Here is a 12,804-nt window from a genome sequence, read left to right as displayed (position 1 = left end):
CGACGGTGCGAAGATCTGTCCGGCGGGCGGTGGGTGGTGGCGGTGCCAGGTGCGGACGAACTCCTTCGCTTCGCGGGAGCGGACCGGCACCAGGTGCAGCCGAGGACCGCTCATGCCGCCTTCCGGAAGTCGGACTGGACCGGGGTGTGCTTGGCGACGGCGCGCGCGGTGATGTCCTTGGTCGCCCGGTCGGAGGCGGCGGCCAGTTCGCCGGCGCCGGGCTCCGCGTACCAGGGGCGCAGGTCGAGCATGGCGGCGCGCATGCCGGTGGCGAAGACGAGGGCGGTGCCCTTGGGCAGGGCGCGGATCGCGTCGGCTGGCAGGATCCGCTCCTGCCGCATGCTCACGGAGGTCGACTTTCCGGACTCGGACGTGGAGGTGGACGTCGTCTCGACGTCGTGGTCACCGATCAGCCGGGACAGCTTGTCGGCGAAGTCGGGGTCGTCGATGCCGGAGCCGATGACCTTCACGGTCGAGGCGGACCACATGGCGTCCATGCCCGCGTCCGACCACACCTTTTGCCCCTGACGGTAGGACTGCAGGATCGTGATCGGGATGATCCCGCGCGAGCCGAGGTGGGAGTACAGGTCCGGCAGGTCGCTGATCTTGCAGACGTTGGCGGCCTCGTCCAGGATCGCGAGCATGGGCGGGTCGAGGCGTCCGCCGGCACGTTCGGCCTGGGCAGTCGCGGCCCGCATCACGGAGTCCGCGCATGCCGCGATCAATGCGGAGGCGCCGCCTCCGCCGTCCTTCGACAGCAGATACAGCGTGTCGGTGGACGTGACGAACTGCGACGGACGGAACTCGGGGACGTCCTTCTGCGGGGTGACCCAGGCGGCGATCTCGGAGTTGAGCAGCGCGGCGGCGTACTGGCGGGCCGTCTCGTAGATGCCGTCGCGGGTTTCCGGCGGGCCTTCCACGGTGCCCTTGAGCTGGGCGGCGACGGCGGTGAAGCCGTGGTCGCGGAGGATGTCGAGAGGGGTCCGGTCGGCGGGGAACGCGAGCCAGTGCATGACGTCGGTGATCGGCCGTTCGTCGAGGGCCGCGGCGAGGAAGAGCTGGGAGAGGATGTTGGATCCGGCCTTGGACCAGAAGTCGCCCTGCTGGGAGGCGTCCACGCTGGCGGCGAGGAAGTGACCGGCGAGCCTGCCCGCGCCGTCCAGGGTCTTGGCGTCCGCGAGCGGGTTCCACCACATCTGACGGGCCGCGTGGGCGATCTGCTGGGGGTCCATCGACCAGACTCGACCCACCGCCGCTCGTGCGTCGATGGTCGCGGTGTAGGCGTCACCGGCCGCCTTGTTTGAGGTCAGCAGGACGGGGCCGGGGGCGTTGAGGATGGAGGGGATCGCCAGCGACGTGGTCTTGCCGGAGCGGGGTGCCATGATCGCGACGGCGACGTCCTCGTACCCCATGCGGACCTCGTGGCGGGTGCCCTGGAGGTTGCCGAGGAGGATGCCGGTGTCCTTCGCGTCGATGTGCTTCGCGTTCTTCAGACTGGGACGCAAGGAACGGGCCTTGGCGGTGATGGCCTTGGACATCAGGGGCTCGATGTCCCGGGCCTTGGCCATTGCGGGGATCTTCTTCCGTCCGCTGCTGCCGCCGTTGTGTCGAGTCCGCAGGAATGCGGCGGTGATACCGAGAGCGAGCAGTGCGGCGCTGGGCAGAATGCGGGTGCCGATCAGGAGGGACGTCTCGCCCAGGTCGGGCCAGAGCTGGTCGGGGTGCAGGAGGGCTTGGACGGGCTGGTAGGGGGCGGCGGGTCCGGAGCCGGTGGCCCAGGAGGTGATCTGTCCGCCGAGCCAGGCGAGGTTGGACAGGGGCACGGCGACGGCGAGAACCCCCAGAAGGATCTTGAAGGCAATGTCGTAGCCGTCGGTGGAGTTGGAGGAGGGCTGGGGCAAGAGGGCAGTTCCGAAAGGGGAGTCGGGCGGGGTGGGCCGGTCAGCGGGCTCGGCGCGGCCTTGGCTCCTGCGGTGGGGCCGGCGGCGCCGTCGAAGTCGCCGGTGACGGGGCGCGACGCTGGGCAAGGGCGGCCGTGCGGTGCTCCAGCGCGAAGGCGACTGTCCCGGCGGGCAGTTGCTCGGTGCGCAGGTGTGTGTGCCGGCGAGCGCGGGGCGGGAGGCTGAGGGGATCGCGGATCAGCGGCGACGGGTCGGCGAGGGTCCGGGTGAAGGCGGTGATCAGGTAGTCCGGAGTGTTGCCGCCGAAGCATGCCTGCCAGAGCGAGTTCTCCGGGTCATCGCTGAGGGCGGCCGTGATGAACCAGCTGTTGCTGCCGTGATCGGTGAAGTGCTCGATCTCTGCGATGCCGTCGGGCGAGATGCGGGCGCCTGGCGACCAGGCCCATCCGGCTTGCCGCACAGGCTCCAAGGGGTCGCAGGCGGTCGCTTGCGGTGTGACGGGGTCGGTGAGTGCGTCGAGGACGGCGGCGATGAGTTCCACCGGGGTGCGTGCCCCGAAACTCGCGTACCAGGCCGGGTGGTCGGCGTCGGCAGCGTGGTGCAGGTGCCACCACTGGTCGTCCGGAGTGGGGTCGACGCGCAGTTCGGCCTGCCGGTCGGGGCTGGTCCGGACGACGCGGCGTGTCAGTGGTTCCTCGGTGGTGGTCCAGCCGCAGGCGCGGTGGAGTGGGACGGTGATCCAGGCTGGGTCGCCGGGGCCGGCGAGGTAGCAGGGGGCGACGAGCGCCACTTCGATGTCGTTAGCCATCCGCCTTCATCTCCGGGCCACGGGCGCCGTGGCCGGTGCCGAGGAGAGCGGCTGGGCCTTGACAGTGGTGAGGGCGGACGAGCGTGGCGGGAGGTCCTGGGCTGCGGCGTGGATTTCGAGGATGGCTGGGCTGTGGCTGGCCCAGTCGTCGAGGTAGGACCAGGCTTCCGCGTTGCGCTCGGCGAGCGCGTCGTCGTACGCGTCGGTGCCCGGTCGGGCGGACGACGGCAGACTGTCACGGGCGTCGAGCCACTGCTGCTGCAGCGCATTGAGCTGCTTCAGGGCGTCGTCGAGGGTGGCGAGCTGCCAGGGCCAGCGGGCCTGGACGTGGGCGGGGTTGAGCAGCTGCAGCTGGACTTCGGCGGTGGCCAGCAAGTCCTTGGCGAAGGACCGTACGCGGTTGAAGGCCCACCAGGTGTCGGCGTCGCGCTGGGCGGCCCGCCGGCCGTAGGCGTCCTCGTCGAGGGGCCAGTCGTCCAGGTCGGTGTGCTCGTCGGCGTAGACGCCCCAGGCATGCTGGATCTCTTCGCTGACGCGGATGAAGACGGTGAGCTGCTCCAGGCGCTGGCGGTGGGTTGCGCTGGGGCTGGTCGGGGAGGGCATGGAACCTTTCTGGGCCGGTCAGCGGCCCCGGCCGACAGCGGTTTGGGGACGGTCGGGGACGGCGGCGGGACGTGTGTGCGGTGCGGGCTTCTGGGCCTGGCGGGCGGACCGGGCTCGTGCACGGGCGGCTTCAAGGCGCCTTGTGTGGGTCTCAATGACCTGCTCGGGAGTGAGCGGGCTGCGTTCCTGGGTGACGCTGTAGCCGGTGCGGGCGTGCATGCCGCGCTGGAGGGGGTCAGCACTGACCAGCGCTGAGGCGAAGCCGGACATCACGTGGGCAGGAGGGGAGTTGGCCAGCCACGCGGTCCAGAACGGAAGCCTCTCCCACGACGCCCCGAACGCCTCGATCCGCCAGAAGGGACGGTCCTCGCCCGAGTGGCGTGTCTCCCGGCTGACATGGACCAGTTGGTCGGGCGAGACGGCGAGATGCGTGCCGTCGTCCTGCCGCGTGCAGGTCCAGCCGGCCGCGGAGAACACCGCCCACACATCCGGGATCTCGTGTGGAACGGGGCCGGTGAGGGCGTCGGTCAGTCCGGCGAGGATCTCGACGGGGATCATCTGGCCGAAGTGGGCGTACCAGTACGGTCCGTCGGCCGGATTCCCGTCGATGCGCCACCATGCCCCGGAGTCCTGCGGCGAGATCCGGAGGGTGGTGCGCCGGTCCGGGCTGATGAGTTCGACCTGGGCGGAGAGGGGGTCGGCGTGGTTGGCCCAGCCGACGGTGGCCAGGGCGTGGGTGACGTGCCGCGGGTCACCGGGCCCTGCTATGTAGCGGGGCTGGGTGTCGAAGGGGATGGTCATGGCGTGCTCGTCGGCGAATGCGGCGAGCTGCCGCTCGCTCACCGGCATCCAGGCTCCGCCGCGTTCCGCCTGGTGCCGCCGGATTCCGCCTTCTGGGGGTGCTGTAGTTCGGCGAGGCTGTAGTGCAGGTGGTGGAGGTCGTACAGCTGCAGGGCGTCGTCGCGCACGTCGTACAGGAGGGGGTACTTCGTTGTACCGGGAAGGCCGGGTTCGTTGGCGGCAATCCTGTACAGGGCGATGAGCGCGTCGCCCAGCTTGACGGGCACGCCGGTGTCCTCGTCCACCAGGGGCTTCAGGAGCGGCAGGGCGGTGTCGAGCGGGGGATAGGTGCGCAGGTAGGCGGCGAGGTCGGCCACGGTTCGGGCGGCCTGGCGGACCTCGTCGGCCGTGGGAGCGGTGGGAGTGTGGTCGGTCATGGAGTCCTGTTGCTGGGAAGGGAGGACGGCCCGGGTCGGCGGGCCGTCTCGGGCGGGAGACGGGCGAAGCAACGGGGAGCGCGGTGGCTACGGCCCGTAGTCCTTGAGCCCGGTCCGGGAGACGGGGCGTGGAACGGGAGAGGCTGTTGCGGTCAGCGGCTGCGGGCGCGGGTGAGGGGAGCGCGCCCGGCGGAGGGCGGCGGTGCGGTCGGTGGCGTCCTGGAGAGGCGATGGTCACGGGCTTGGGCGATCCGTGCTTCGAGCTGTGCCCGTTCGCCGTCGTAGCCGAGCGGCGTCTGGGTGGTGCGGGTGTAGGGCTCGCAGCCGTACAGCGGTGTTCCAATCGCCATCCGCGGCAGCGGATCGTCGCAGGACAGGCTGCGGGTGAGCGCGGCGACCACACCGGGCGGGGTGTGGGTGCTGAATGTGGCTGTCCACCAGCGATACCCGTCGACCGTGCAGGCGGCGTGCCACGGCCGGGGTGCGCGGCCGGCTGCGGGTTCCTCGGCGAAGCGCACCAGTCCGTCTGGTGACACAGCCGTGGGTGTGGGAGATGCGGGGTCCGTGGTCCACCCGGCGCTGTGCAACGGGCCGAGGACGTCCATGCCGTGTTCGGGGGCCGGCCGCAGCATGGCCTCCACGACTGCGGTGGCGTACTCGACGGGAATGTGCGCGCCGAGCAGCGCCATCCATTCCTGCCCGTCCTCGGCGGTGGCGCGCAGGGTCCATGTCCAGGCCGCTCGGCGGCTGAGGACGACATGCAGGCGGCCGTCTGGGCTGGCCAGGGCAGTGTGCTGGTCGATGGTGGACACATCCCGCCAGCCGTGGCCGCGCTGCAGCCACTGGGTCAGGTGTTCCCAGTCGCCGCCGCCGGCGAGGTAGCCGGGCGCTGCCAGGACATAGGGGGTCGGGTGGGGCATGGTCCTCCCGGACGGCGGGTGTCAGCGATCGTGGCCGGATCGCCGCGCCTCGTCGAGGACGGCCTCGGGGCGGGGGCTGGCCGACGGGGTGGACTGGTCGTGGTGGTGCGGCTCGGCGGCCGGGGCGGCAGTGATGGTGAGGGGGTACGACCGGGGCAGGGGGGCGTCGAACGCCGCCTCGTGCTGGGCGAGCCGGTCTACGGCCTGGTGCAGGTCGTGGCAGTCGGTGACTTCGGGTGCCGCCGTTCTGAGCTGGGCGATGATGTGCCGGATCTCGACAGGCCAGGATGGCAGCACCTGGCCTTCGATCAGGCCCGCCGTGTTAGGCAGGAGGCTGCCGAGGATCGCGGGCATGCCGGACTCTTCGTCCAGAATCGTGGCCAGGACGGGCAGGAGATCGGGAACGTAGACCGTGCTGTCGGTCTGCCAGTGGACCTCGCCCAGGACGTCCAGGGCTCCGGCGACCTTGTCGGGGCTGGGGCCGCGCCAGGTGGAGGACGGTGAAGACATATCGGGCCTCGTGGCGTGGTCAGTTGCCGGAATCGGCACGGGTGGTGTCGGTGAAGCGGGCCGTCAGGCGCTGTACGTCCCAGTGAAGGACGTGCCAGTCGGTGGCTTCCTGGGCGGCTTCCCGCAGTCCGTCGATGATCTGGCGTATCTCGTCGTCCTGTTCGGGGCGGTCGGCCTGCTGTGCGACCAGGCGGGCGGCGCTGCGCAGGATGTCGCCGAGCAGGATGGGCACGCCGGTGTCCTCGTCCAGGAGCGAGGCGAGCAGCCGCAGTACGTCGCCGACGGGCGGGTCAGTGCGCAGGTAGTCCTTGACGCGGACCAGGGCATCCGTGGCCTGGGTGACCTGAGTGGTCTGGTTCGGGGTGGGCGTGGGCATCAACGTCCTTGTTCGGATAGGTGACATGGCTCGGGCGGGGACGGCTTGGTCAGCGGCGCCCTCGTCGGTGTGCCGGCCCGCCCTGGGGGCGGGCAGGGCCAGCGGGTGACGGTGGCGTCGCTGCGAGGGTGCGGCGGGCCTGTTCGAGGCGCTGCTCGTGCCAACGGCGGTGCTGTTCCGGAGAGATGCTGCTCGGGATGGCGTCGAGGTAACCGAAGGCGCGGGCTGGGGTCTGGTCTTCGTCCCGCAGGAGTGGCATGGGGTCGGTGAGTGCGCTGACGAATCCGACGAGTGCAGCGGCGGGCGCCCTCTCGTCGATCGAGGCTCCCCAGATCCAGCTCAGGCGTCCGTCGGACCGAGGGATACAGACTTCGGCCTTCCAGCGCCGAACGGGAGTATCGGACACCACGGGCACGTTGATCCGGGCCAGGACCGCGGTCTCGTCCGGCGACAACGCGGCCTGCTCCACTCCGGCCGTGGTCCTCGTCCAGCCGCGGCTCGCCGCGAGATGCAACGGGTCGCTCCGCGGAGCCGGTGCCGCGCTGTGGAGGGCGTCGGTGAATCCGGCGATGATCTCGACCGGGGTGTGGCCGCCGAACTGTGCGCTCCAGCCCTGGTGGTTGGCGGGGTGGATCCGCCACCAGGTGTCGCGTTCCTCGGGCGCGGTGGGCTCCAGGGTCAGGTGCAGATGCTGGCCGGGGCTCTCCAGCAGCACGTGGGGATAGCCGGGCACTGAGTGATTGGTCCAGCCCGCAGCGAGCAGATGCTCGGTGACGTGCCGGGGGTCACCGCCGCCGGCAAGATACCGAGGAGTGACCTCATCCAGCCGGCGGACGGCTGTGACGCCATGGACGGCGGGCCCGTTGACGCGGGAGTAGAACCGCTCGTGGCTCACCGGGGCCGCCCCGCCTTCGCCGCATAGGGGCGGGCACCGGGTCCGGTGCGCGCCCGGGTGGTCGCGAAGGAACTGCGCGCCCAGGTCGCGGCGCGGGCGGCGTTGATCCGGGCCTGCTGCCAGGCACTCAGCTCCGAGGGCCGCACGGACACCGAGGTGGTGCGGATCCGCTGGGAGGGCGGTACGCGGCCGAGCGGGCGCATCACCGGCTGCGGGTCCGCCAAGGCCGTGCTGAACGCCTCCACCAGGTGCATCGGCGTGGTGGGGGTGAAGAACGCCTCCCACACCTTGCCGTGCTCGTTACGGGCACCGGCCCACCAGTGACCGTGCCCGTGGCCGGACTGGTGCCAGCGCACGACGGCGTCACCGTCCGCGCTGCGCACGGTGACGTGCCGGCCCTGCTCCATCTGCCAGCCCTGTGCCTCAAGCGGCGCCCATACATTGGGGGCGTGCGCGCTGCGCGGCCTGGTCAGCGCGTCCGTGACCCCGGCGACGATCTCGACCGGAGTCTGACGGGAGAGCGTGGCGTGCCACGCCCCCTGCACCGGCGTCTGCCGGCCGCTGAGGGTCCAGCCGCCGGGCTGGGTGAACGGGTCGTATCCCAGACGCACACTCTTGTCCGGGCTCTCGAACACGACCGGGCCGCCTGTCTTGGACTTGTCCTTCCACCCGGAGGCGCGCAGGTACTCGGTGACGTGGCGCAGGTCGCCGCCCCCGGCGAGATAGCGGGGTTCGACGAGGTAGTGCTGCTGGGCCTGCTCGCCGCCGGCGGGCCCCCAGCCGGCCCACTGCTGCTTCTGCTTCCTCACCGGCGCCGCCTGACGACCATCGCGGAGGCCACGGGCTTAGGCGTCGGGCTGCTCGTGGGCGTGGGCGGCCCGGTGAGCTGCTGGATCGCGTCGGTGTGCTCGGCCAGGTCGACGCCGACGCTGTCGAGTTCGTTGGCGGCGCGGCCCAGGGCCAGCCAGACCTCGGGGGGCAGGATGCCGCGCTGGGAGTGGTCCTGGGCGAAGCGTGATCCTGCGCCGACGAGATCGGTGACCCGCCCGAGGATGCCCTCGTCGTAGTCGAGAACCGCGCCGAGGATCTGAGCTGCTTCACGCGGCGGCGACTGGGCCAGGTGCCGGGTGAGCTGGTCGATCTGGCGGGCGACGGAGGCGGCCAGCTGTACGGAGTAGGGGCTCGGGTCGCTCATCGGCCTCCTGAACGGGTGTGGGGGCGCGGCTGGGCAGGGAGGTGCTTGTCGGCCGGGCGGGGGAGGGCGCCGTGGCGGCGGGCTTCGGCGAGGGCTGCCTCGGGACGTCCGCCGGCGAGGGCAATGGTGTGTGTGCGGCTGCCGACGGCGACGGCGCGCAGGTAGCGGCGGAAGAGGGCTGAGGCCAGGCGGGGCGTGCCCTCGGCGGTGATGGGCGGTATGGCGGGATCGGATTCGGGGGTGATGGGAACTCCAAGGGCGCTGGGGAGGAGGGAATCAGGGGACCGTTGCTCGTCGGCGGGCGGCGACACTGGGGCGGGAGTGAGCGGCGCTGAGGGGATGGGTTACCGCCGCCGTGTGGATGCCGGTCTGTCGTGTATCCCGATGCTGGCGGTTGTCGCGGGCGGCTCACTGACGGAAGTGGCGGAGGTACTGGTGCGCTGTCGGCGCAGCACGCTGGCGGCGTCCCGGTAGGCGGCGGCGTCCCAGACGTCGTTGCTGATGTTGACCAGGTATCCGGCCATGAGCAGCGACGGCACCGCGCGGGTGGCGAGCTGCTTTTTCTCGTGCTCGGTCAGTTCGGCTGGTACTTCGTGCCAGACGTAGACGGGGCCGGCGGTTGTGAGGACCTTCCGCTCGAAGCCGAGGCTGTCGAGCAGGGCCAGGAGCCGCTCGGGTGCTCCCGTAGGGGTGTCGGCGTGAACGGTGTCAGTCAGCGGTCTGACGTAGATCTCCACGTCGGTGCCTTCGTCGTCGGCGCGGTTTCCCATGTACGGGTTGCTCCTGTTCTCGGGCCGGGGCTATCGCCGTCTGAAGAACGGCTCGTACTCGGTGTGCGGACGGGTCACCGGCTGCGGTGCGGTGCGGCGGCGGTCGGGGCCACGGGAGCGACTGCGATCGTGTCCAGCGCGGGCTTGGCCGGCGGATTGCGCAGGACGACGCCGATGCCCATCTCGGACAAGCGGCGGCCTGCGCCGCGCACGGACGCCGCCTGGAGGGCGGTGTCGTCACCGGACAGGAAATACGCGTTCTTGGCCACGTCGAGCTTGAAGCCGTGTACGACCAGGGCCAGTTCGATGTCGGGGCGCTGCTCGGGTCTGTCGACGACGATGGCGTCGCCGGACCAGGTCATCACCACGTGGTCGCCGGGTGCGGCCGGTGTCGGCGCGAGACGGGCGGCATTGCGCCGGACCCGGGCGAGGGCCTTGTCGTAGCGGGGCAGCAGCTCGTACGCGATGTCCTCGGCGGCGCGCAACGGGTCTGCAGCGACGGTGATGCCGTCCGGCTCCCGTACGCCGCGGAAGGCTTCGGCCGGTACGCCCTGTGGTGCCATGGCGGCGACCAGGTAGCTGTCGCGGCGGCGTGGGGCATCGGTCACGAAGAGCCGGGTGCCCTCGGCACTGGTGAGGAGCGCATGGGCGCGGACGCGGTGCCGGGCCAGCGCATCGGCGACTTCGTTGAGGTCCCACACCTGCGCGGTGACGTCGTCCGGCGCGGTGCCGGGGTGGTACTGGCTGGTCCAGGTGCCGGGCAGTTCGTCGGCGAGGACGGCGGCGAAGGAGTCGAAGCCGGTGTCGTGGATGGGGTCGTGCATGGATTCCTCTGGAGCGGGATCGCGGTTCGGGTTCAGCGCCGGCGGCCTGCGGGGGCGGCAGGGCCGGGTGGGGCCGTGGGGGCTGTGGTGAGCAGTGGCGGAGGCGGCGGGCAGGCGCAGACGGCGGAGACTTCCGTCTCGTCGGGGCCGACCTCGCCGGTGCACCCACGACGCTGGGGGTGGTCGTGGTGGCGGTCGGCGAGGTCGTTGCGCATGTGGGCCAGGTCGGACCACAAGACGCCGAGCCGCTGCTCTGCGAGGTAGTGCAGCCGCTTCGCGGTGTAGGGGTCCGCCGGCCCGCCGAGGCCCTGGTAGAAAGCGGCGGTGGCTGCGAGTACTTGGCCGAGGGCGGTCAGGACGCCGTCGTGGGAGGCGGTCAGTTCGGTGAGCGCAGCGGCGACCTCGTCGGTGGTCGTGGCCTGGCGTATCTGTTCGGCGAGGTGGCTGACCTGGGCACCGAGGGGCAGGTAGTGGGGCTCGTGCATCTCGGTGTCGAAGGCGTCATCGGTCGCGACGTGATAGCTCACGGCCCGCAGACGGGCCATGGCTCGGATGGCGAGACGTTTCTCTTCGGCCTCATCCAGCGCGGTGGGCAGCCGGTGGTACGTCTCGTGCAGGCGGCGGACGGGCACGAAGCCGCTGCGCTCAAGGATGCTGTGGGCTTCGGGGTCTCCTCCTCGGGCGAGGACTTCCCCGGAGTGCACATCGCGGCGCAGGGTCACGATGCGGTCGGCAAGGGCCACGTCGACGGATCTTTCTCGTGTGGTCAGCGGGAGGGCCGGGCTCGGCCGGCCGTCCGAACGACGGATGCCAGGGCGGCTGGCGGCGCTGTTCGCGCGCGGGTGGGCAGGGCGGCGGCGGTGGAGTCGAGGTCCTGCTGGATGCCGTACAACCGGCTGGCGATCAGCGCCAGTTGATGCCCGGCAGCGGCGCCGGAGGGGTGTGGAAGCCGGTCAAAGCGGTAGGCGGCGTGTTCGACGAGGCCGCGGACAGTTGCGAGCGGCCCGGTGTCCTCATCCGTAAGTCGCTTCAGTAGCTGCCCGAGCTGGGCGGCGGCCTCGACGGATTCCACCGCCATCTCCTGCTCGCCTGCTTGGTGGCGGGCCGCGATGCGGGTGGCCTGTACCACGGGGGCCGGCGCGCGGGCGGGACCGGGCTGGGGTGCGATGAGGCCGAGGTCGCTCTCGATACGGCGGCACTCGTTGGCCAGGAGCTGGCCGAGCCGGTGCGGCAGCCGTTTCCAGCTTCCGTCGCTGCGCACAAGGTTGGCGATCAGGTCGAGGCGGCCGGGCTGGGCCTTGACGGCGATCCAGCGGCACCCGTTGTCCTCGCCCAGGGTGTGGATGTCGGCGGTGCGGATGAGCCGGTGGGCGATCTCGGACCATTCCGGTCCGGTCAGATCGTCGTCGCGGGGGTGCAGGCGGATGTCGGCGTGCCAGATGGGGTGCTCGCCCTGGGGACTGGTGATGAAGGGGTGCTGCCAGGTTGGGTCGTCGAGGTGTTCGGCCCACTCGGCGGACGTCCAGGTGTTGTGCTCGTCGTCGGGTGCGAAGGCGTCAAGGCCCGGCCAGTGGGCGATGACGGTGTGGTCGATCGGGCCTGCGTGGGTGCCGACACGGCGGCCGAGGGCTTTGGCGAGCGCTATGGCCGGGTCGAGACCGCGCTCGTGGATGCGGGGGATCACCGGGCGACCGTGTCGTTGACGTGGGTGATCTGGTTCGTCGGCGAGACCCTGTACCAGCCCAGGTCGACGGTGCCCTTGGTGCCTGCGAACCTGGGCAGGAGGTAGTCCTCCAGGGCGCGCTGGTAGATGAGGCAGTCGGGGCAGCGGCGCGCGAGGTGCACCATGTAGCGGGGGTGTCCGGTGGTGTAGGTCTGCTCGCCGCCGCGGGGGTTACGCAGCCGCCATCCGTCCTCGTCGGTTGGGGTGTGCCAGGACGGGGTGACGACACTCATCGCATCTCCCCACAGCCGCCCGTCGGCCACGCCCTTGAAGACGACGATGTGGTCGCCGGGCCGGAAGTGGGCGTGGGTGATGTCCCGCTCGGGCGTGAGGGTGTCCCTGGGCGGGTGCGGCGGGCGGATGACGGGCTTGGGCACAGAAGGTCCTTCCACGAAGAGCACGGGGCGGCGGTGGGAGAACCAAGGGTCCGGACAATCCCCGGTTTCGGTAACCGGGGATCATGGGGTATATGGGCCCTGCGGCTATCGGAACGGGTTCTCCGTGCCGGTGTCGTCGCTCGTGGCCGCGTCGAGGAGTTCGGGCAGGTCGGTGCCCTCGGCGTCGCGTTGGTCAAGCCACCAGCCAGCCCGGGTGACGGTGCGGATCTTGTCCTCCAGTACCGTCCAGTCGCTCTCGTCCCAGGTGCCTTCGGTTACAAGCGCGGTGTAGGCGGCGGTGACGAGCTGATGGCGGGAGCGCTGCGCCCAGTCGAGGGCCTTGGCGGGGCCTTCCAGCGGCGGCATGCCGAACCGGGCGGCCCACTCGGCGGCTTCCTGCTGTTCTGCGGCGCGCTTGGCGGCAAGCCATTCCTTCTTGTCTGCGCTGTCCTGGTCGCGGGCGGCCTTCCAGCAGTCAGAGCACTCGCGAGTGGAGAGCCAGCGGGCGAATCCGGACCGCCGGTCAGCGGGGCGGTCGGAAAGATCATGTTCAACTTCGTGTCCACAGGGGCTGTGGACGATGGTCCAGGTCGTACGGACGGCCATGTACGGGAGATCTCCTTGTGGTCGGGATGTGGTTCAGTGCGCCGACCGGGTCAGCGACGGGTGGCGGAGTGGGCCGCCG

General features: G+C 71.1%; 17 protein-coding genes. All 17 read right to left on the bottom strand.

The annotated features are described in order from the left end of the window. Positions 1 to 110 precede the first annotated feature (110 nt). The 17 genes from AB0L75_RS28420 to AB0L75_RS28340 all read right to left on the bottom strand — a co-directional run bounded on the left by AB0L75_RS28420 (position 111) and on the right by AB0L75_RS28340 (position 12,725). A complete protein-coding gene (locus AB0L75_RS28420; RefSeq protein WP_365186231.1) occupies positions 111 to 1,901 on the bottom strand; it encodes a TraM recognition domain-containing protein in 1,791 nt (596 codons plus the stop codon). Between the two features lie 40 nt (positions 1,902 to 1,941). Further along, on the bottom strand, positions 1,942 to 2,709 hold the full coding sequence (locus AB0L75_RS28415; RefSeq protein ID WP_365186228.1) for a DUF317 domain-containing protein: 768 nt from the start codon (positions 2,707 to 2,709) through the stop codon (positions 1,942 to 1,944). A gap of 6 nt (positions 2,710 to 2,715) precedes the next feature. Beyond that, entirely contained in the window at positions 2,716 to 3,312 is a 597-nt protein-coding gene (locus AB0L75_RS28410) for a hypothetical protein (RefSeq protein WP_365186225.1), read from the bottom strand. Between the two features lie 18 nt (positions 3,313 to 3,330). Further along, entirely contained in the window at positions 3,331 to 4,161 is an 831-nt protein-coding gene (locus AB0L75_RS28405; protein WP_365186223.1) for a DUF317 domain-containing protein, read from the bottom strand. Continuing rightward, positions 4,152 to 4,529, bottom strand: a complete 378-nt coding sequence (locus tag AB0L75_RS28400) for a hypothetical protein (protein ID WP_365186221.1) — start codon at positions 4,527 to 4,529, stop codon at positions 4,152 to 4,154. Before AB0L75_RS28400 ends, AB0L75_RS28405 begins: the two co-directional genes overlap by 10 nt. 152 nt (positions 4,530 to 4,681) lie before the next feature. Then, positions 4,682 to 5,449, bottom strand: a complete 768-nt coding sequence (locus tag AB0L75_RS28395; protein WP_365186218.1) for a DUF317 domain-containing protein — start codon at positions 5,447 to 5,449, stop codon at positions 4,682 to 4,684. Positions 5,450 to 5,470: 21 nt separating this feature from the next. Further along, positions 5,471 to 5,959 carry a hypothetical protein gene (locus AB0L75_RS28390; protein ID WP_365186216.1) on the bottom strand — a complete coding sequence of 163 codons (489 nt, stop codon included), beginning with the start codon at positions 5,957 to 5,959 and terminating at the stop codon, positions 5,471 to 5,473. Between the two features lie 19 nt (positions 5,960 to 5,978). Next, the gene (locus tag AB0L75_RS28385) at positions 5,979 to 6,335 is read right to left on the bottom strand and encodes a hypothetical protein (protein WP_365186215.1); all 357 of its coding nucleotides are present in this window, start codon (positions 6,333 to 6,335) and stop codon (positions 5,979 to 5,981) included. Between the two features lie 49 nt (positions 6,336 to 6,384). Beyond that, positions 6,385 to 7,230, bottom strand: a complete 846-nt coding sequence (locus AB0L75_RS28380; protein WP_365186213.1) for a DUF317 domain-containing protein — start codon at positions 7,228 to 7,230, stop codon at positions 6,385 to 6,387. Then, positions 7,227 to 8,039 (bottom strand): DUF317 domain-containing protein, encoded by an 813-nt coding sequence (locus AB0L75_RS28375; RefSeq protein ID WP_365186211.1) that lies wholly within the window; start codon positions 8,037 to 8,039, stop codon positions 7,227 to 7,229. Before AB0L75_RS28375 ends, AB0L75_RS28380 begins: the two co-directional genes overlap by 4 nt. Continuing rightward, entirely contained in the window at positions 8,036 to 8,425 is a 390-nt protein-coding gene (locus AB0L75_RS28370) for a hypothetical protein (protein ID WP_365186208.1), read from the bottom strand. The genes AB0L75_RS28375 and AB0L75_RS28370 overlap by 4 nt, the downstream gene beginning before the upstream one ends. Positions 8,426 to 8,769: 344 nt before the next feature. Continuing rightward, the gene (locus AB0L75_RS28365; protein WP_365186206.1) at positions 8,770 to 9,195 is read right to left on the bottom strand and encodes a hypothetical protein; all 426 of its coding nucleotides are present in this window, start codon (positions 9,193 to 9,195) and stop codon (positions 8,770 to 8,772) included. A gap of 74 nt (positions 9,196 to 9,269) precedes the next feature. Beyond that, complete coding sequence (locus AB0L75_RS28360; RefSeq protein WP_365186203.1) at positions 9,270 to 10,019, bottom strand: hypothetical protein; 750 nt, start codon at positions 10,017 to 10,019, stop codon at positions 9,270 to 9,272. 32 nt (positions 10,020 to 10,051) lie between these two features. Next, positions 10,052 to 10,762 (bottom strand): hypothetical protein, encoded by a 711-nt coding sequence (locus tag AB0L75_RS28355; protein ID WP_365186201.1) that lies wholly within the window; start codon positions 10,760 to 10,762, stop codon positions 10,052 to 10,054. A 23-nt stretch (positions 10,763 to 10,785) separates the two neighbouring features. Further along, complete coding sequence (locus AB0L75_RS28350; RefSeq protein ID WP_365186198.1) at positions 10,786 to 11,703, bottom strand: hypothetical protein; 918 nt, start codon at positions 11,701 to 11,703, stop codon at positions 10,786 to 10,788. After that, positions 11,700 to 12,119 carry a hypothetical protein gene (locus AB0L75_RS28345; protein ID WP_365186196.1) on the bottom strand — a complete coding sequence of 140 codons (420 nt, stop codon included), beginning with the start codon at positions 12,117 to 12,119 and terminating at the stop codon, positions 11,700 to 11,702. Before AB0L75_RS28345 ends, AB0L75_RS28350 begins: the two co-directional genes overlap by 4 nt. A 105-nt stretch (positions 12,120 to 12,224) precedes the next feature. After that, the gene (locus AB0L75_RS28340) at positions 12,225 to 12,725 is read right to left on the bottom strand and encodes a hypothetical protein (RefSeq protein ID WP_365186194.1); all 501 of its coding nucleotides are present in this window, start codon (positions 12,723 to 12,725) and stop codon (positions 12,225 to 12,227) included. Between the last annotated feature and the right edge of the window lie 79 nt (positions 12,726 to 12,804).

This window comes from Streptomyces sp. NPDC052101 (assembly GCF_040680235.1).
In the GTDB taxonomy this organism is placed as follows: Bacteria; Actinomycetota; Actinomycetes; order Streptomycetales; family Streptomycetaceae; genus Streptomyces.
This window is presented reverse-complemented; position numbering and strand designations above follow the sequence as displayed.

Bases quoted from the DNA above. Each gene is read 5' to 3' on its own strand.
- AB0L75_RS28415 (WP_365186228.1), bottom strand. From the start codon at position 2,709: ATGGCTAACGACATCGAAGTGGCGCTCGTCGCCCCCTGCTACCTCGCC.
- AB0L75_RS28395 (WP_365186218.1), bottom strand. From the start codon at position 5,449: ATGCCCCACCCGACCCCCTATGTCCTGGCAGCGCCCGGCTACCTCGCC.
- AB0L75_RS28340 (WP_365186194.1), bottom strand. From the start codon at position 12,725: ATGGCCGTCCGTACGACCTGGACCATCGTCCACAGCCCCTGTGGACAC.
- AB0L75_RS28360 (WP_365186203.1), bottom strand. From the start codon at position 10,019: ATGCACGACCCCATCCACGACACCGGCTTCGACTCCTTCGCCGCCGTC.
- AB0L75_RS28405 (WP_365186223.1), bottom strand. From the start codon at position 4,161: ATGCCGGTGAGCGAGCGGCAGCTCGCCGCATTCGCCGACGAGCACGCC.
- AB0L75_RS28400 (WP_365186221.1), bottom strand. From the start codon at position 4,529: ATGACCGACCACACTCCCACCGCTCCCACGGCCGACGAGGTCCGCCAG.
- AB0L75_RS28370 (WP_365186208.1), bottom strand. From the start codon at position 8,425: ATGAGCGACCCGAGCCCCTACTCCGTACAGCTGGCCGCCTCCGTCGCC.
- AB0L75_RS28390 (WP_365186216.1), bottom strand. From the start codon at position 5,959: ATGTCTTCACCGTCCTCCACCTGGCGCGGCCCCAGCCCCGACAAGGTC.
- AB0L75_RS28410 (WP_365186225.1), bottom strand. From the start codon at position 3,312: ATGCCCTCCCCGACCAGCCCCAGCGCAACCCACCGCCAGCGCCTGGAG.
- AB0L75_RS28365 (WP_365186206.1), bottom strand. From the start codon at position 9,195: ATGGGAAACCGCGCCGACGACGAAGGCACCGACGTGGAGATCTACGTC.
- AB0L75_RS28385 (WP_365186215.1), bottom strand. From the start codon at position 6,335: ATGCCCACGCCCACCCCGAACCAGACCACTCAGGTCACCCAGGCCACG.